Origin of the sequence: Promicromonospora sp. NPDC057488, from assembly GCF_042802395.1 — a bacterium.
Lineage (GTDB): Bacteria > Actinomycetota > Actinomycetes > Actinomycetales > Cellulomonadaceae > Promicromonospora.
Genome location: NZ_JBHVEG010000052.1, coordinates 20,503 through 36,793, shown reverse-complemented (window position 1 = coordinate 36,793; position 16,291 = coordinate 20,503). Strand labels below are relative to the sequence as shown.

Below are 16,291 nucleotides of genomic sequence, written 5' to 3'. Positions count from 1 at the left end.
GGTCCCTGGAGGGACCTGTACGTCTGACACGTCAGCGGCCGGGGCGCACCAGGCCGGACTCGTAGGCGCAGACCACCATCTGCGTGCGGTCGCGCAGGGCGAGCTTGTTCAGGATGCGCGAGACGTGCGTCTTGACGGTCTGCTCGGCCAGGTGCAGCTCGGTGGCGATCTCGGCGTTGGACCGCCCGGCCGCGACGGCCTTCATCACGTCCATCTCGCGGTCGGTCAGCCCGCCCAGGGTGGCCGCCACCGAGGCGGGCGTGGCCGGGCGCGCGGCGTAGTCCGCGATGAGGGCCCGGGTGATCCGCGGGGACAGGAGCGCGTCGCCGGCCGCGACGGTCCGGACGGCGTGGGTGAGCTCCTCGGGCGGGGAGTCCTTGAGCAGGAACCCGCTGGCGCCGGCGCGCAGGGCGGAGAAGACGTACTCGTCGGCGTCGAAGGTGGTCAGCATGATGACCTTGGGCGGGGTGCCGGGCAGGCCCATGACGGTGCGGGCGGCGTCCAGCCCGTTGACCTTGGGCATCCGGATGTCCATCAGCACCACGTCGGGCTGCACGCGGCGGACGACGTCGGCGATGCCGGCGCCGTCGTCGCTGGTGCCGACCACCGTGATGCCCTCGTGCGAGTTCAGGAGGGCCTCGAACCCGGCGCGGATCATCGACTGGTCGTCGACGATCAGCACGCGGATGTCGCGAGCGACGTCGGCAGGTGCTGGCATGGGGACAACCTAACGGAGAGACGAAAGTATGACGGCGGGTCGCTCGTGGGAGGGACGCGCGCGGCGGCGGCGACGGCATAGCCTGCGCATGATGGATCACCCACCCCAGACGCGGCGACGACGGCTGCGCTCCCTGACCCGCCTGGACGTCAGTGCGGTCTCGATCGCGCGCCGCGAGGTCGTGTGGCTGTGGTCGCTGGTCTCGATCGCGGCGGTCACGCTGGTCGCCGTCGGCTGGCCGGTCACCGCCTCCGGCTACGGCACCCACCCCGCTGCCGCGATGGCGTTCACGCTGGTCAACTGCGCCGCCGCGATCCTGGCGATGCGCTGGCCGTGGGCCGGGCTGAGCGCCTCGATCGCGGGGTCCGCCGCGCTGACGGTCGTCACCGCGGGGGCCGCCCCCGAGTGGCCCTGGCCGTGGCCCGTCACGGTGCTGCTGGCGCACTGCCTGACGGTGTTCGTGCTGGCGCTGCGCCACTCCTGGTACTGGGCCTCGTCCCTCTGGCTGGCCGGCGCGATGCTGACCGTGCTCGCGCCCGCCGCGCTGAGTGACGGAGGACACCCCGCCGCGTTCGCCAACGGCGTCGTGCTGGTCTCCCTCAGCGGCGGCTTCGCCCTGTTCGGTGTGCTGGTGCGCCTGTGGAGCCTGAGCGTGCTGCGCATGGAGCAGGCCGAGCGGCTCAGCGCCACGGAGACGGGGCGCCGCCGCGAGCTCGAGGAGCGCAACCGGATCGCCCGCGAGCTGCACGACGTCGTCGCGCACAGCATGTCGGTCATCACCGTCCAGGCCTCCACCGCGCGCTACCGCCTGCCCGGGCTGGACGAGGCGGTGCAGCGCGAGTTCGAGGAGATCGCCGCCTCCTCGCGGCGCGCCCTGGGGGAGATGCGCGGCCTGCTGGGCATCCTGCGCGGCCACGACGACGCGCCCACGGCGCCGCTGCCGACCCTGTCCGACGTCACGGGGCTGATCGAGTCCACGCGCGCGTCCGGCGTCACCATCACCTACCGGGAGGCGCACGCGGGCGCCGGTGACGCCGATGGTGCCGGTGACGCCGAGAGCACCGCCGAGGGCGATCCCGTGCCCGAGGTCGTGGGCCTGACGGCGTTCCGCGTGGTCCAGGAGGCCCTGAGCAACGCCCTGCGGCACGCCCCCGGGTCCGCGATCACCGTGACCGTCACCGACGACGGGCACGTGCTGCGCGTGGCCGTCAGCAACACCCCGCCCGACCGCGACGACGAACCCACCCCCGGCGCCCGCCTGGGCCTGGCCGGCATCCGCGAGCGCGTCACGGCGCTCGGCGGCACGGTCAGCGCCGGCCCCACGCTCGACGGCGGCTTCCAGCTCACCGCGATCCTGCCCGTCGAGGACCCCGACCCGATACCTGCGTAGGGGGTGAGAATGGCTCCTGCGGGGGACGCGCCACCACAAGCCGTGTTCCTAGGTTGACGCCCATGACGACCGAAGCCCCGCCCCGCCCGGCCGGCCAACGACGCACGGCCCGCAACGCGCAGACCAACGACTACTTCGAGCTCGTCGAACGCGCCAACGCCGCCGGCCTCATGGGACGCCGCGTCGGCTGGTACGTCGGCCGCACCATCGCCCTGGCCGCCGCCCTGGCGCTCGCGCTCGTGCTGCTGCTGACCCTCGGGCAGACCTGGTGGCAGCTCGCCGTGGCGGTGCTGTTCGGTGTCGTGTTCACCCAGGGCGCGTTCCTCGCCCACGACGGCGGGCACCAGCAGATCTTCGCCCACGGCCGGAACAACGAGTGGTTCTCCCGCATCGTGGGCAACCTCTTCGTGGGCCTGAGCATCGGCTGGTGGAACCGCAAGCACAACAAGCACCACGGCAACCCCAACGTGATCGGCAAGGACGGCGACATCGCCACGGGGGCGCTCGTGTTCGTCCCGGGGGAGGAGTCGGGGCGCACCGGGTTCCTCGGCTGGGTCACCCGCCGCCAGGGCTGGCTGTTCTTCCCGATGCTGGCCCTGTTCGGCCCCGTGCTGCACGCCAACTCGGTGCAGACCCTGGCCACCACCCCGGCGATCAAGCACCGCGCGACGGAGAGCGTGCTCCTGGCGATCCGCCTGATCGGCTTCCCGACCCTCGTCCTCCTCACCCTCGGCCCGGTGCTCGGCCTGGCGTTCATGCTGGTCCAGCTCGCCACCTTCGGCGTCTACATGGGCGCCACCTTCGCGCCCAACCACAAGGGCATGCCGCTGCTGCCCAAGGACAACAGCATCGACTTCCTGCGCCGCCAGGTGCTCACCTCGCGCAACATCCGGGGCGGCCGGTTCGTCGCCTGGGCCATGGGCGGCCTCAACTACCAGGTCGAGCACCACGTCTTCCCGCGGATGCCCAGCGTCAACCTGCGCCAGGTCCGCCCCATCGTGCAGGAGTTCTGCGCCGAGCGCGGCATCCCGTACACCGAGACCGGCCTGGTCGAGTCCTACGGCATCATCGTGCGCTACCTCAACCGCGTCGGCCTCGGCTACGCCGACCCCATGGACTGCCCGATCGTCGCGCAGTACCGCTGACCCCGGCATGGGAGGCGGACGTCGTCAGGCAACGCGGCCGACGACGTCCGCCACACCCAGCGGGACCCGGCCCGTCAGGCGCCGCACCTCGTTCGAGACGACGCTCCACCGGTCCTGGCGGACGGACGCGAACATGCTGCCGTACGCATACGTCCACCAGGGGTCCTCACCGGCCCGCGCCAGGTCCTCGACCAGCACCCGCGGCTCCACGTCCGTGTACCGCACCAACCGCCCCGCGACCCGCGTGAGCTCCTCGGCCACCCCTTCCAGGGACAGCGCCCGAGGCCCCGTCAGGTCATGGTGCCGCCCGCTCGGCGGCAGCAGCGCCAGCGCGGCCAGGCCCCGCCCCACGTCGGCCCGCGAGACCAGCGACACCCGGCCCTGCCCGGCCGGCACCCGCAGCTCGCCCGAGACCAGCGCCGGCCGCAGGAACGCCGCGAAGAACTCCGTGAACAGCGACGCCCGCGCGAACGAGAACCCGCACCCGCTCGCCGCCAGCAGACCCTCCGTGTACCCGTTGGTGAACGCGTAGCAGAACGGCGACGCCAGGTCCGCGTCCACCCCGCTCAGGTACACCACGTGCCCCACGCCCGAGTCCGCGGCCGCCCGCACCACGTTCCCGTGCTGCACCAGCATCCGCGCCGCCTCACCGTCACCCGAGACGAACACCAGGGTGTCCACCCCCACCAGCGCCGCCCGCAACGAGGCCAGGTCGTCGTAGTCCGCATACACCGAGGACACCGAGCCCCGCACACCCGGACCGGTCGCCACCTCCTCCGGACGCCGGGCCAGCGCCACGACCTCGTGCCCGGCGCTCGCGGCCAAGAGACCCACGACCTGACCACCTACCGTGCCGGTCGAACCGGTGACCGCGATCTTCACGCCGGTCAGGCTACCGGCGGGACCCGCCGTTCCCGCTGTCCCCGGCGACGCCGCGACCGCCGACGCCGTCCAGCACCGCCAGCTCCTCGCCGCTCAGCTGCAGGGCGCTCGCGGCGACGTTCTCCTCCAGGTGCGCCACGCTGCCCGTGCCGGGGATCGCCAGGACGTGCGGACCCCGGTGCAGGGTCCAGGCCAGGCGCACCTGCGCCGGGGTGGCGCCGTGCGCCGCCGCGATCGCGGCGACCTCCGCCTGCCCGGTGTCGTCGGCGCCTGCGGCGGGTGACGCCCCGGGCACGGCCGCACCCACCGCGAAGAACGGCACGAACGCGATGCCGCGCTCGCCGCACAGGGCGACCAGAGCGTCGTCGTCCCGGCTGGTCAGGCCGTACTGGTTCTGCACGCACACCACGGGGGCGATCGCCAGCGCCTCCGTGAGCTGCTCGGCCAGCACGTTCGACACGCCGAGGTGCCGGACCAGGCCGGCGTCCCGCAGCTCGGCGAGGGCACCGAAGTGCTCGGCGACCGAGTCGGCCGCCCGGCCCTCGCCCGCCATGCGGGTACCCCAGCGCAGGTTGACGACGTCGAGGTGGTCCCGGCCGAGCTGGCGCAGGTTCTCCTCGACCTGCGCGCGGAGCTGGTCGGGGCGCGCCATCGGCTCCATCTGCCCGTCCCGCGACCGCGCGGGCCCCACCTTCGTGGTGATCACCAGGTCGTCCCCGTAGGGCTGCAGGGCGGTGCTGATCAGCTCGTTGGCCGACCGGGTGGGCGTGAAGTAGAACGCGGCGGTGTCGATGTGGTTCACGCCGAGCTCGACGGCGCGGCGCAGCACCGCGAGCGCTGAGTCACGGCTGCGGGGCGCCGGGTCCCAGGGCATACCCATCAGCCGCATCGCGCCGAGGCCGACCCGGTTGACCGTGCGGTCGCCGAGCTGCCAGGTAGTGGTGGACGTCGTATCGGTTGTCATACGGCCACCCTGACCCCGGGCCCACGAAATCCCGGCCCGTTGGCAGGTTGTTGCCGCGGTCGGCGCCCACCTGGTGCCCGGCCCGGCGGACGGGGCATGATCGATGCCATGCGGACGGGCGAGATGGTCACGATCGTGCACGGCGAGCGCGAGCTGATGGAGCGCACGGCGCACCTGCTGGCGTCCGCCACCGACGTCGCCTGCGCCGCCAACGACCTGGCGACCTGGGCCCGCGCGCAGGCGTCCGGCGAGCTCGCCGACGCCATCCGCCACCGCCGGCCCGGCGACGTCCGGATCCGCAAGGTCTACCGGTCCGCCCTGCTGCTGGACCCCGTCGCCGCACAGGGCCTGGCCCGCGACCGTGACCTGCACGGCGCCCAGATCCGCATCACCACCGACGAGATCAACGAGACGATCATCCTCGACCGCCGCCTGGTGATCCTCGCCGGCGACCTCCACGCCGGGCAGCGCAGCTACAGCGTGATCACCCAGCCCGAGACCGTGCAGGGCGTCACCTCCCTGTTCGAGGCCGCCTTCCGGTCCGCCACCGACCTCGCCGTCTACGACACGCAGATCGCCGAGATCCGCCAGCTCGCACCCCAGGTCCTGGACCTGCTCAGCCAGGGCGTCAAGGACGAGACCGCCGCCCGCACCCTGGGGCTGGGCGTGCGCACCTACCGGCGGCGCGTCGCCGAGCTGATGGCCGCCCTCGGCGCCGAGTCCCGGTTCCAGGCCGGCGTCCGGGCACGGGAGCTCGGCCTGGTCTGACCGGGTCCCGACCCCGTCGGACCAGGGGAGCAGTGTCAGTGGCTGGTGCGAGACTCCCCACGTGACCGAACGCGCACCCGTACCCGTCGACGTCGTCCAGCGGATCGCCGCGATCCTCGACCGCCTGCCCGAGTGCAGGGAGCACGACGCCTGGACCGGCGTCGCCTGGAAGACCCGCGACAGCACCGTCGCACACGTCTTCGGCGGCGAGGACGGCCTGGTCCGCGTCACCTTCCGCGCCGACCCCGACGAGGTCCACGCCTTCCAGCACCTCGGCCCCCAGTACTTCAAGGCCGACTGGGGGAGCAACGTCGTCGGCCTCGTCCTGGACCAGCACACCGACTGGGACGAGCTCGCCGAGCTCCTCACCGACTCCTACTGCATCCAGGCACCCCAGCACCTCGCCGACCGGATCGACCGCCCAGGCGTGCCCGACGCCCCGTGACTAACCTCGAGGAATGACGCACCGCACACAGGTCGAGACCTGGGTCCGCGACTACGAACGACTCTGGCGCACCGCAGGCACCGACGACCTCGCCCAGATCTTCACCGCCGACGCCACCTACAAGACCTCACCCTGGGCACCACCCGTCGTCGGGCTCGCGGCGCTCGCGGAGTTCTGGGACGCCGAGCGTGACGGCCCGGACGAGGAGTTCACGCTGACCGCCCAGATCATCGCCGTGGACGGGCCGACGGCGGTGGTCCGGGTCAACGTCGAGTACCTCGAGACGGGGGACCGCTGGCGCGACCTGTGGATCCTGGAGCTCGACGACCACGGGCTGTGCAGCGCCTTCGAGGAGTGGCCGTTCGCGCCGGGCAGGCACGCTCAGTAGCCGCGGTCCCGCACCACGGCCGAGGACGGCCGGACCCCGGCGCGGATCTCGGTGAGCGCCGCGTCGAGCGCGCCCACGACGTCGGACGCCAGGGTGAGCCCCGATACGTGCGGTGTGACCGTGACGTCCGGCCTCCGCCACAGGGGCGACGACGCCGGGAGCGGCTCCTGCTCGACGACGTCCAGGGTCGCGTGCCGCACGCTGCCGGCGTCGAGCGCGTCCACCAGCGTCGTGGTGCGCACGGCCGAGCCGCGGCCGATGTTGACCAGGTGCACCCCGTCGAAGGCCCGTAGCAACGCGGGCTTGACCAGGCCGTCGGTCTGCGGGGTGTGGGGGAGCGCGAGCACCAGGACGTCGGCCCGGGCTCCGTCGAACGTCGTCGCGGACGGGCTGCCGGACTGCGTGCTGACTGCCTCGTCGAGCGGCAGGACGACGTCGAACGCGTCGTCGTGCCGGCCGGTCCTGCTCAGGCCGACGACGCGGTACCCGAGCGCTCCCAGAGTCCGGGCGATCGCCGAACCCATCGCCCCGGTGCCGATCACGACCGCCTCCTGACGGCGGGGTGGCAGCGGCGGCTCCGAGCGATCCCACGTCGCGGTCGCCGACCGGTTGAGGTACCACGCGACGTGCCAGCGCTCCGCGAGCACCCAGGTCAGCACGTACTCGGCGATCCGCGGCGGCATGGTGCCCGTCGTGCGGGTCAGGAGAGCGCTTTCCGACAAGGTGGACGCCAGCCGCTCGACCCCGGCGTTGGGGGAGTGGACCCAGGCGGCGCCTCCTGCCCGCGCGGGATCACTCGTGATCACGAGCGTCGCGTCCTGCTCGGTGACCTCCAGCCCGTGGGACCTCGCCCAGGCGCCGAGCGCTTCACGCCAGCCGGGGTCGACGTCGTCACCGACGCGGACCGTGGGGCGACGCCGCAGAGCGTCGGCCACAGGCAGCACGTCGGTTGCTCGGGCAGCGCGTTCCCTGGCATCGAGTTCAGATGTCATGCGGCGATTGTGCCCTGCGGGCGGCGTCGGGATGGTGCCTGTCTCTGTGTCGGGAAGGGTGCTGGGTGCCGGGTGCGGTGGACCGGTCGGAGCTTCGTTATGTCAGCGAGCGTGGGGCCTGACGGTGATCCTGGATCGCGGGCCTCAGGTGCGCAGGTGGTCGCGGAAGCCAGTCGAGCCATCGAGACGGTTCGTGCACGACGACATGCAGGTGCTGCGTGAGGAGTTCCACGGACGGGAAGCACGGCGGGGACTTGCGGCCGTCGGTGTCACCGAGCGGGCGTCGTGCGTAGGGCTGGAGTCGATCGGGTCCTGACGCGCGATGCCAGCCCGACATAGCGCCGATTCGGTCTACGGGCCGGTGCGAATGCTGAGATCCCGCGCTTCTCGCGTAGCTCCGATAATGCACATTATGTCATTACGGCGTGGAGAACGGCCGGGAACCACGCCCCCAGGGTGCCGCTGAGGACGTTGCAGAGCGAGGTCGCACGTCAAGCTCGCGATCAGAAACGCGGTCGGCGGCCCAGGATCGGCCCTGAGCGCGCTCAGCGGGCTACCTGCGCCCGACCCTTCACCTTTGAGGCCTAAGTTTCTCGCCTTTGACGAGGCCCAAAGACGAGAAACTTAGGCCTCAAAGGTGATCGGACGACGACGATCAGGCAACCGACGCCCAGGCAACCGACGTCATGGCGCGACCTGGCCGGACAGACCTGGCCGGACAGACCTGGTCGACCGGTGCTGGATCCTGACGGATCCCTGGAGCCCTGGATCCTTGAGCCGTGGGCCGTCGACACCCGCGCGACCACGCCTGAGCCGTCGACCCGTGGCGCGTCCAGGCGCCCCACCCCTACCGACCCTCGGCACCCAAGAACCTAAAGCAGTGTGTATAGCGCAACACAACTGTCTTTCGACATCAAACAAGATCACCACGGTAGCAGTCCGGATTTTCTGCGGCGCCGCTCCGCACCGCGGGCATACGCTCCGAGACGATGAACCTCGCCGGGATACTCGCCGCCTCCACCAGCACCGCCGTGCTCGTCGAGGGCGAGAGCGACCGCGCGGCCGTCGAGGCCCTCGCCGCGCGACAGGGACTCCCCCTCGCCGACCTCGGTGTGCAGGTCGTCGCGATGGGCGGCATCACCAACATCGGTCACCACCTGGTCGCCCTGCTGGACTCCCCCGCCGGCCTCCCGCTTGCCGATGCCGACGCCGCCAGGCCGGAGCGCGCTGACCGGCTCGCCACGACCGCGCCCACCACACGCACAGCATCGACCCTGCGGATCGGCGGCCTGTACGACGTCGCCGAGGAGCGCTTCGTGATCAAGGGCCTGGACCGGGTCGGGCTCCGCCCCGAGGCTGCGACCACTCCCCTGTCGGCGCACGGCTTCTTCCGCTGCGACCGGGACCTCGAGGACGAGCTGATCCGCGCGCTCGGCGTCGACGGGGTGATCGAGCTGATCACGGCCGAGGGCGAGCTGCGCAGCCTCGAACGCCTGCAGGGCCAGCCTGCGCAGCGCGACCGCACCACGGCCCAGCAGCTGCACCGGTTCTTCGGCAGCAAGGGCGGCCGCAAGGAGTACTACGGGCGGCGCCTGGCCGAGGTCGTCCCCCTGGACCGGGTGCCCGAGCCCCTGGGCGAGCTGCTGCGCTGGGCCACCTGACCACAACGGCCTGACCACCGCCGCCCGACGCTCACTCCCGTGCCGGGTCCAGCACCACCATCCCCGCGCGCGGCGCGGTGTCCATCGTCGGCACCAGCCGGGCGGCCTCCGCCATGCCGACGACGCGGTCGAGCAGGTCCTCCGGGCGCAGCGCCCCGGAGGCCACGAGGTCAAGCATCTCGGGGTAGTCGACCGCGGCCATGCCGTGGCTGCCGAGCACGTCGAGCTCCCAGGCGATCACGCGGCCCATCGGCACGCGCGGACCGCCGTCGACGGGCGCGAACAGGCCCACCTGGACGTGCCTGCCGCGGCGGCGCAGGCTCAGCAGGGCGTCGGCGCACGTCTGCTCGCTGCCCACGGCGTCCACCGCGACGTGCGCGCCGCCGTCGGTCAGCTGGTGCACCACGGCGGGCACGTCCAGGCCGTCGGCCAGCACGGTGCGCTCGGCGCCGGCGCGGCGGGCGGCCTCCAGGGCACCCTCTGACCGGTCGACGGCGATCACACGCGCCCCGCGGGCGACGGCGATCATGACGGCGCTGAGCCCCACGCCGCCGGCGCCGACGACGACCACCCACTCCCCGGCCCGGACCTGCGCCCGGCCGGCCACGGCCCGGTAGGCGGTGGCGAAGCGGCAGCCCAGGCTCGCCGCGGCCTCGTACGACACGCTCTCGGGGATGGCGACGAGGTTGGCGTCGGCCGCGTTCAGGACCACGAGCTCGGCGTACGAGCCCCAGTGCGTGAAGCCCGGCTGGGTCTGGTCGGGGCAGACCTGCGCCTGCCCGCTGCGGCACCACTCGCAGGTGCCGCAGCCGCTCACGAACGGCACGGTGACCCGATCGCCCTCCCGCCACCTCGACACGCCCGCGCCGACCTGGGCGACGGTGCCCGCGAGCTCGTGGCCGGGCACGTGCGGCAGCGCGGGGATGTCGGTGTCGTGCCCGGCCCACGCGTGCCAGTCGCTCAGGCACAGCCCGGTGGCGTGCACGCGCACGACGACGCCGCCGTCGGGGGCCGTCACGTCGGGCACGTCGCGCACGGAGACGGGGCCCTGGAACTCGTCGAAGAGGATCGCTCGCACCAGCGGATTCAACCACGCGCCACCGACGGCCTGCGCCGTGCGGCCAGCCCGCACCACCTGCCCGCGCCCCGGTCAGCGTGCCACGCGCAGCAGCAGGTCGCGGGCCCCGGCAAAGCGGCGCGCGTGCGCCATCCTGCCCAGGCCGCGGGCCAGGCTCTGCAGGCGCTGCGTAGGACGACGGCGCAGGCGGTCGTACCGCGCGAGCGCGCCGTCGACGTCGCCCGTCCGGGGGTGGCCACCGACGTCGGTCAGGCACCGGGTCAGCGTGACGGCGTCCACCAGCGCCTCGCACGCGCCGCGGCCGAGGTCGGGGGTCATGCCGTGCGCGGCGTCGCCCACCAGGACCGCGCGTCCGGCCACGTAGGTGGGCAGGTGCGGGTGGACGTCGTACAGGTCGTGGTGCATGACGCCGTCCTCGGTCAGGGCGTCCAGGACCCGCCCGATCGGGTCGTGCCACCCGGCGAACAGCTCGCGCAGCAGGGCCACCTCTCCCCCGGCGGCGCGCTGGCCGCGCGGCGCGTCGAGGGACGCGTACCAGTTGGTGGTGCCGTCCAGATAGGGCGTGACGCCGAACCGCCGTCCGGGCCCCCAGGTCTCGCTCACCTCGTGGGTCACGACGGCGACGCGCCCGCGCAGCGCGCTCTGGCCCGTGTACCGGGCCCCGTAGCGCTGACCCAGCAGGGCGGTGCGGTGCGCGCTGAACACGCCGTCGGCCACGACGACGACGTCCGCGAGCGCCGTGCCGCCGGGTTCCAGGTCGATCCGGCCGCGGGCGAGGTCGTCGGCTGATCCCTGGAGGGCGCTGCCGTAGCGGATGGTCTCCGCGGGTAGTGCGGTGCCGAGGAGGTGGGCGAGGTCGCGGCGGGCGATGAGTCGTACGTGGTCGCCGGGATGCCGGGTGATGCGTTCGGCGTCCAGCCTGGCGAGGAGGGTGCCGTCGGGGCGGCGGACGGCACCTGCCCGTTGCGGGGTGGCGATGGCGCGGGCGGCGTCCCCCACGCCGAGCTGGTCGAGGGCGGTGATCGCGGTGGGCCACATGCCGTGGGCTGCGCCGCTGGTCTCGGGGTGGGTGGCGCGTTCGTGAAGGGTGACGTGCCAGCCGGCGCGGGTGAGGCCGATGGCGGTGGCGGTGCCGGCGATCCCGGCGCCGATGATGGCGGCTCGTGGCATGCCCGCGACGCTACTACAGATGTAGTGCGGTTGACTACAGCCGTAGTGTGAGCGTGTGTCTCTCTCTGCTCGACCGCCAGCACCCTCCCGTTCGGACACCCTGCTCGACGCCGCGATCCACGTGGTCGGCACCGACGGCATGCGCGCCCTGACGCACCGCGCCGTGGACGCCGCCGCCGGGCTGCCCACCGGCTCCACGTCCAACCTGTTCCGCACCCGTGAGGCGCTGCTGCGCGCCATGGTCGTGCGGATGATCGACACCGAGGTCGACGGCTGGACCCGCCTTGCCGGCACCGCCCCCGTGCCCACCACGCCCGACGCGCTCGCCGACACCCTGGCGAGCATGGTCGCCACCCTCACCGGGGAGCTGCGCACCCTCACCGTCGCGCGCTACAGCCTGTTCATGGAGGCCGCCCGCGACCGGGACCTCCAGGCGGAGATGGGCCGGGGCGCGGCCCGCGTCGCCGCTGTCGGCCACCAGTGGCTGACAGCGGCCGGCTCCCCCGACCCGGCGGCGCACACGGCCCTGCTGATGGCCCACCTGGACGGCGCCGTCGTGCAGCGGCTCGCCTTCCCCGACGCCCCGCCCGCCTCCGACGACGTCGCGGCCGGACTGCGCACCCTCCTGGGTGCTCTCGTTCCGGCGCCCCTCACTCCCCCGACAGGATCCGCAGCACCGGGGTGAACGCGTCCATCAGCTCCTCGGACACCACGAAGTAGGAGACGCCTAGGCGCTCGCGGCGCTCCCGGAGCTGGTCGGCCATCTGCTGCGGCGACCCGGTGACCACGGACACCGCCCCCGAGGCCGCGAGCGCCGCCGGGTCGATGCGGTCGGCGAGGTAGCGGGGTACGGCGTCGCCGACGGCCATGAGGTTGACGTTGAGCTCGGCGTGCGTGGGACGGCCGGCGTGCGTGGGACGGCCGTCTGCGGCGTCGCGCAGCACCTTGACGAGGGCGGCGGCGGTGGCTTCGTCGGCGTCGAGCGGGATGCCGAGGGCGACGGTGTCGGCGTTCTGTGCGGCGAGGGTGATCATGCGTGGTCCCCCGGCGCCGATCAGGATCGGTACGTGGGGCATTTCGGTGCCGCGTGGGACGACGGAGGCGTCGGTGGTGGTGTAGTGCTCCCCGGTGGTGGTGACGGTCTCGCCGTCGAGCAGGCGGCGGATGATGCGGACGGACTTGGCCAGGCGGGACACGCGCACCCTGGGCCGGTCGAACGTACGTCCGAGCATGGCGTTGTCGGGGCCGGTGCCGGGGTGCCCGGCGCCGATGCCGAGCTCGAAGCGGCCGTCGGACAGCACACCGAGGGCCACGGCGTCCTTGGCGACCAGCACGGGGTGGCGGAAGTCGTTGGCGAGCACGTAGGTGCCCAGGTGCAGGCGGGTGGTGGCGGTGGCGGCCGCGGCGAGCATGGGCAGCACGGACAGGCCGTGGGCGATGCTGTCGGGTGCGACGAGGGTGTCGAAGCCGAGGCGTTCCACGTGCCGTGCGTGGTCGAGCCAGGCGGTGCGGGTGCGTGCGGGAGTGGCGACGACGCCGAAGCGGAACGGCGTGCTGGTGGTCATGGGTTCTCTCCGTCCTGGGCGTACCTCTCGGTCCAGGCAACTGTGCGCACCCGGTGGGCACAAGCACATTCGCCGGTGCGCGAAGCGTCATGTACGCAAACCTGCGTAGTGCGGTGTCGCTCCTGGGCGGACGTCGGGCACGGGACCGCGGGGCGAGGGTGAGGTCATGGACACGACACGCGACACCGGAGAGACCGAGAGCGACCTCGTGCTGCGCACCGACGGCCTGACCAAGCGCTACGGCGACCGGGTCGCCGTGGACCGGGTGAGCATGGGCGTGCGCCGCGGCGAGGTGTACGGGTTCCTGGGCCACAACGGCGCAGGCAAGACCACCACGCTGCGCATGGTGCTGGGCCTGGTGCGGCCGTCGGCCGGGCGGGCCACGGTGCTCGGCCGGCCGGCGGGCCGGCCCGAGGTGACGGCGCGGGTGGGGGCGCTGGTGGAGGGTCCCGGCTTCTACCCGTACCTGTCGGGCCGCGACAACCTGCGCACCCTGGCCCGCTACCAGCACCTGCCGCGCCGCGAGGTGGAGCGGGTCCTGGACCTCGTTGACCTGACCGGGCGCGGCGACGACGCCTACCGGGGCTACTCCCTGGGCATGAAGCAGCGTCTCGGCGTGGCCGCTGCCCTGCTCGGCGACCCCGAGCTGGTCATCCTCGACGAACCCACCAACGGCCTGGACCCCGCGGGCATGGCCGACATGCGCGACCTCGTCGTCTCCCTGGCCCGCGACGGACGCACCGTGGTGCTCTCCAGCCACCTGCTGGCGGAGGTGCAGCAGATCTGCGACCGCGTCGGCATCATCGACCACGGCCGCCTGCTGCGCGAGGCCCGTGTCGCCGACCTGCGCGGCGGCGTCACCGTCCGCGTGCGCGCCACCCCGCCCGACGCCGCGCTCACGGTCGCCACCCGCCTGGCCGGCCCGGACGGCGTCCGCCACCTGCCCGACGGCGCGCTCGGCGTCGACCTGCCCGCGAGCGCCGCGCCCGACCTGACGCGGGCGCTGGTCGCCGCCGGGGCGGACGTGCACGAGGTGGCCCCCAGCGAGCGCACCCTCGAGGAGGTCTTCTTCGAGATGACCACAGACAAGGAGCACGTCTCATGAGCGCCGTCCTGCACGCCACCCGCGCCGAGCTGCTGCGGCTGCGCAGGTGGCCCGCGGTGTGGATCACCGTGGGCGCCTGGGCCGCCCTGGCCCTGACCTTCGGGTACGTCTTCGACTACGTGTCCTGGGCCACCGGCACCGAGAGCTTCGCGAGCGACCCCGGTACCGGCGAAGCGGCCCGCGACGCCCTCCTGGCGGGTCTCCTGCCGCAGGCCGTGCCCGACGTCCTGGTCCAGGGCATGCCCATGTTCGGCGGCGCCCTGGCCATGGTCCTCGGCGCCCTGGTCGCGGGCAACGGCTTCGGCTGGGGCACCTGGAAGACCGCGTTCACCCAGGGACCCTCGCGCGGCGCCGTCGTCGGTGGGTCGCTGACCGCCCTGAGCGTCTTCGTGGCCCTCATGGTCGGGGCCACCCTGGTCCTGTTCACCGTCGTGTCGGCCGGGATCGCCCTGGCCGAGGACCAGGCGATCGTCTGGCCCACCGCGAGCGCCACGGCCCAGGCGGTCGGCGGCGGCCTGCTGGTCCTCGAGATGTGGGCGCTGCTCGGGTACGCCGTCGGGATCCTGGCACGCGGGCCGGCGCTCGCGGTCGGGCTGGGTCTCGTGTGGGCGCTGGTGGTGGAGAACCTGCTGCGCGGTGTCGGGTCCCTGCTGGACGCCGTCGAGCAGGTGACGCGCTTCCTGCCGGGGACGGCGGCCGGGTCGCTGGTGGGTGCGCTGACGGGTCCCGGGACGGGCACCCCCGGTGTGCTGGACGTGCTGCCGGGCGACCGGGCGGTGGCGACCGTCGCGGCCTACGTGGTGGGGCTGTGCGCGGTGGTCGTGGTCGTGCTGCGGCGCCGCGACCTGGCCTGAGCGCGGGCCCGACCGCCACCCCGCTGCCGCCCCCGCCGTCACCCCGCGAAAAGCACTGGTCCCGTCGCAGGTCAGCGGCACATTCCGGCAAATCGGGAGTGTCAGTGGTCGCGCTTAGGGTGGCGGACATGGTCGCTCCTCCGCGCCTCGAGCGCATCACCGTCGACGAAGCCGCACGCCGTTACCTGGCGGCGGTCGAGGTCGAGACGATCCGCGGTGTCCTGTCCCCCGCCACGGCGCGCAGCTACACGCGTGACGTGACGGAGTTCGGGCGCCTGACGGGCCGCGAGCGCATCCTGGACGACGTGACGGGGTCCGACGTCGACACCGTGCTGGTGCGGTACCAGTCCGCGCCGGACGCCCGGTACACCGACCCCGACCGCAAGGCGGGTCCCGGGCGCAGCACGGCGACGGTCAACCGGTTCCGGCAGTCGGTGACCCGGTTCTTCGCGTACGCGGCCCGGGAGTGCTGGGTGCAGGCCGACCCCATGCAGTGGGCCGCGCCGCCCGCCAAGGTGCGCGGCACCCTGCGCACCGCCCGGACCGCCCTGTCGGCGGGCGCGGCCCGCAGCCTGCTGACCACCGCCCCGCCCGACACGCCGGCCCGCACCGACCAGGACCTCGCGCTGCGCGACCGGCTCGTCGTCGCGCTCCTGCTGGTCCTGGGCCCGCGGGTGTCGGAGCTGGCCCGCACCGACGTGGACGACGTCGCCCGCGAGCCCGAGCACACCACCTGGCGCATCCGCGGCAAGGGCGGCAACACCCGCACCGTGACCCTCTCGGCTCCCCTGGCCCGCGCCCTGGACGACTACCTGACGCGCCTGCGCCCCGCCCTGGCCGCCAAGCGCCCCCAGGACGACGACGCCCAGCGCGCCCTCCTGCTGTCCTGGCGCGGCCGCCGCATCGACACCCAGGCGATCCGCGCCCTGCTGGCCCGCGCCGTGCGCCGCATGCCGGCGCCCTACCAGCGCGAGGCCACCCCGCACGCACTGCGGCACACCACGGCGACCCTGCTGGTGGCGGACGGGTGGGACGTCAAGGTCGTCGCCGAACTGCTCGGCCACGCCTCGATCGCCACCACCGGCGTCTACCTCGACCGCATCGAGGGCGAGCTGGCCGCCGCCATCCGGTCCCACCCGCTGGGGGCCGCCATCGAGTGACCAGGG

17 protein-coding genes are annotated in these 16,291 nt (G+C 73.5%); 10 read left to right on the top strand and 7 right to left on the bottom strand.

Going from position 1 to position 16,291, the window contains the following annotated elements; all coding sequences use genetic code 11:
- Nucleotides 1–31: 31 nt before the first annotated feature.
- Entirely contained in the window at nt 32–718 is a 687-nt protein-coding gene (locus ACFU5G_RS13145; protein WP_377244859.1) for a response regulator, read from the bottom strand.
- A gap of 91 nt (nt 719–809) precedes the next feature.
- Here ACFU5G_RS13145 and ACFU5G_RS13140 point away from each other — a divergent pair, with 91 nt between their 5' ends.
- Nucleotides 810–2,108: a sensor histidine kinase gene (locus ACFU5G_RS13140; RefSeq protein ID WP_377244856.1), complete on the top strand. Its 1,299-nt coding sequence runs from the start codon at nt 810–812 to the stop codon at nt 2,106–2,108.
- A gap of 62 nt (nt 2,109–2,170) precedes the next feature.
- Nucleotides 2,171–3,253, top strand: a complete 1,083-nt coding sequence (locus ACFU5G_RS13135; protein WP_377244853.1) for a fatty acid desaturase family protein — start codon at nt 2,171–2,173, stop codon at nt 3,251–3,253.
- Nucleotides 3,254–3,277: 24 nt separating this feature from the next.
- On the opposite strand, the gene ACFU5G_RS13130 is transcribed toward ACFU5G_RS13135, so the two are convergent.
- Both ACFU5G_RS13130 and ACFU5G_RS13125 read right to left on the bottom strand, forming a co-directional pair.
- Complete coding sequence (locus ACFU5G_RS13130) at nt 3,278–4,135, bottom strand: NmrA family NAD(P)-binding protein (RefSeq protein WP_377244850.1); 858 nt, start codon at nt 4,133–4,135, stop codon at nt 3,278–3,280.
- Nucleotides 4,136–4,145: 10 nt separating this feature from the next.
- Nucleotides 4,146–5,099, bottom strand: coding sequence for an oxidoreductase (locus ACFU5G_RS13125; RefSeq protein WP_377244847.1), 954 nt, complete (start codon nt 5,097–5,099; stop codon nt 4,146–4,148).
- A gap of 96 nt (nt 5,100–5,195) precedes the next feature.
- On the opposite strand from ACFU5G_RS13125, the gene ACFU5G_RS13120 reads away from it, so the two are divergent.
- The 3 genes from ACFU5G_RS13120 to ACFU5G_RS13110 all read left to right on the top strand — a co-directional run bounded on the left by ACFU5G_RS13120 (nt 5,196) and on the right by ACFU5G_RS13110 (nt 6,700).
- The gene (locus ACFU5G_RS13120; RefSeq protein ID WP_377244845.1) at nt 5,196–5,867 is read left to right on the top strand and encodes a DNA-binding response regulator; all 672 of its coding nucleotides are present in this window, start codon (nt 5,196–5,198) and stop codon (nt 5,865–5,867) included.
- Nucleotides 5,868–5,928: 61 nt separating this feature from the next.
- Complete coding sequence (locus ACFU5G_RS13115) at nt 5,929–6,312, top strand: MmcQ/YjbR family DNA-binding protein (RefSeq protein ID WP_377244842.1); 384 nt, start codon at nt 5,929–5,931, stop codon at nt 6,310–6,312.
- 13 nt (nt 6,313–6,325) lie between these two features.
- Nucleotides 6,326–6,700 (top strand): nuclear transport factor 2 family protein, encoded by a 375-nt coding sequence (locus ACFU5G_RS13110; RefSeq protein WP_377244839.1) that lies wholly within the window; start codon nt 6,326–6,328, stop codon nt 6,698–6,700.
- On the opposite strand, the gene ACFU5G_RS13105 is transcribed toward ACFU5G_RS13110, so the two are convergent.
- The gene (locus tag ACFU5G_RS13105) at nt 6,694–7,692 is read right to left on the bottom strand and encodes an NAD(P)-dependent oxidoreductase (protein WP_377244836.1); all 999 of its coding nucleotides are present in this window, start codon (nt 7,690–7,692) and stop codon (nt 6,694–6,696) included. The genes ACFU5G_RS13110 and ACFU5G_RS13105 overlap by 7 nt on opposite strands.
- A 989-nt stretch (nt 7,693–8,681) precedes the next feature.
- On the opposite strand from ACFU5G_RS13105, the gene ACFU5G_RS13100 reads away from it, so the two are divergent.
- The gene (locus ACFU5G_RS13100; RefSeq protein ID WP_377244833.1) at nt 8,682–9,353 is read left to right on the top strand and encodes a TOPRIM nucleotidyl transferase/hydrolase domain-containing protein; all 672 of its coding nucleotides are present in this window, start codon (nt 8,682–8,684) and stop codon (nt 9,351–9,353) included.
- Between the two features lie 31 nt (nt 9,354–9,384).
- Here ACFU5G_RS13100 and ACFU5G_RS13095 read toward each other — a convergent pair whose 3' ends face one another.
- The gene (locus ACFU5G_RS13095) at nt 9,385–10,431 is read right to left on the bottom strand and encodes an alcohol dehydrogenase catalytic domain-containing protein (RefSeq protein WP_377244831.1); all 1,047 of its coding nucleotides are present in this window, start codon (nt 10,429–10,431) and stop codon (nt 9,385–9,387) included.
- A 72-nt stretch (nt 10,432–10,503) separates the two neighbouring features.
- The gene (locus ACFU5G_RS13090; protein ID WP_377244828.1) at nt 10,504–11,601 is read right to left on the bottom strand and encodes an FAD-dependent oxidoreductase; all 1,098 of its coding nucleotides are present in this window, start codon (nt 11,599–11,601) and stop codon (nt 10,504–10,506) included.
- Between the two features lie 55 nt (nt 11,602–11,656).
- Between ACFU5G_RS13090 and ACFU5G_RS13085 the strand changes: the two genes are divergently transcribed.
- The gene (locus ACFU5G_RS13085; RefSeq protein WP_377244825.1) at nt 11,657–12,286 is read left to right on the top strand and encodes a TetR/AcrR family transcriptional regulator; all 630 of its coding nucleotides are present in this window, start codon (nt 11,657–11,659) and stop codon (nt 12,284–12,286) included.
- Here ACFU5G_RS13085 and ACFU5G_RS13080 read toward each other — a convergent pair.
- The gene (locus ACFU5G_RS13080) at nt 12,252–13,166 is read right to left on the bottom strand and encodes a TIGR03621 family F420-dependent LLM class oxidoreductase (RefSeq protein ID WP_377244822.1); all 915 of its coding nucleotides are present in this window, start codon (nt 13,164–13,166) and stop codon (nt 12,252–12,254) included. The two genes, ACFU5G_RS13085 and ACFU5G_RS13080, sit on opposite strands and share 35 nt — an antisense overlap.
- Before the next feature lie 166 nt (nt 13,167–13,332).
- On the opposite strand from ACFU5G_RS13080, the gene ACFU5G_RS13075 reads away from it, so the two are divergent.
- From ACFU5G_RS13075 to ACFU5G_RS13065, 3 genes are all read left to right on the top strand, one after another.
- Nucleotides 13,333–14,271 carry an ABC transporter ATP-binding protein gene (locus ACFU5G_RS13075; protein ID WP_377244819.1) on the top strand — a complete coding sequence of 313 codons (939 nt, stop codon included), beginning with the start codon at nt 13,333–13,335 and terminating at the stop codon, nt 14,269–14,271.
- Nucleotides 14,268–15,125 carry an ABC transporter permease gene (locus ACFU5G_RS13070; protein WP_377244816.1) on the top strand — a complete coding sequence of 286 codons (858 nt, stop codon included), beginning with the start codon at nt 14,268–14,270 and terminating at the stop codon, nt 15,123–15,125. Before ACFU5G_RS13075 ends, ACFU5G_RS13070 begins: the two co-directional genes overlap by 4 nt.
- Before the next feature lie 128 nt (nt 15,126–15,253).
- The gene (locus tag ACFU5G_RS13065; RefSeq protein WP_377244813.1) at nt 15,254–16,285 is read left to right on the top strand and encodes a tyrosine-type recombinase/integrase; all 1,032 of its coding nucleotides are present in this window, start codon (nt 15,254–15,256) and stop codon (nt 16,283–16,285) included.
- Nucleotides 16,286–16,291: the final 6 nt, after the last annotated feature.

Coding starts and splice junctions, on each gene's coding strand:
- ACFU5G_RS13145 (WP_377244859.1), bottom strand. CDS start 718: ATGCCAGCACCTGCCGACGTCGCTCGCGACATCCGCGTGCTGATCGTC.
- ACFU5G_RS13140 (WP_377244856.1), top strand. CDS start 810: ATGGATCACCCACCCCAGACGCGGCGACGACGGCTGCGCTCCCTGACC.
- ACFU5G_RS13135 (WP_377244853.1), top strand. CDS start 2,171: ATGACGACCGAAGCCCCGCCCCGCCCGGCCGGCCAACGACGCACGGCC.
- ACFU5G_RS13125 (WP_377244847.1), bottom strand. CDS start 5,099: ATGACAACCGATACGACGTCCACCACTACCTGGCAGCTCGGCGACCGC.
- ACFU5G_RS13120 (WP_377244845.1), top strand. CDS start 5,196: ATGATCGATGCCATGCGGACGGGCGAGATGGTCACGATCGTGCACGGC.
- ACFU5G_RS13110 (WP_377244839.1), top strand. CDS start 6,326: ATGACGCACCGCACACAGGTCGAGACCTGGGTCCGCGACTACGAACGA.
- ACFU5G_RS13105 (WP_377244836.1), bottom strand. CDS start 7,692: ATGACATCTGAACTCGATGCCAGGGAACGCGCTGCCCGAGCAACCGAC.
- ACFU5G_RS13100 (WP_377244833.1), top strand. CDS start 8,682: ATGAACCTCGCCGGGATACTCGCCGCCTCCACCAGCACCGCCGTGCTC.
- ACFU5G_RS13090 (WP_377244828.1), bottom strand. CDS start 11,601: ATGCCACGAGCCGCCATCATCGGCGCCGGGATCGCCGGCACCGCCACC.
- ACFU5G_RS13080 (WP_377244822.1), bottom strand. CDS start 13,166: ATGACCACCAGCACGCCGTTCCGCTTCGGCGTCGTCGCCACTCCCGCA.
- ACFU5G_RS13075 (WP_377244819.1), top strand. CDS start 13,333: ATGGACACGACACGCGACACCGGAGAGACCGAGAGCGACCTCGTGCTG.
- ACFU5G_RS13070 (WP_377244816.1), top strand. CDS start 14,268: ATGAGCGCCGTCCTGCACGCCACCCGCGCCGAGCTGCTGCGGCTGCGC.
- ACFU5G_RS13065 (WP_377244813.1), top strand. CDS start 15,254: ATGGTCGCTCCTCCGCGCCTCGAGCGCATCACCGTCGACGAAGCCGCA.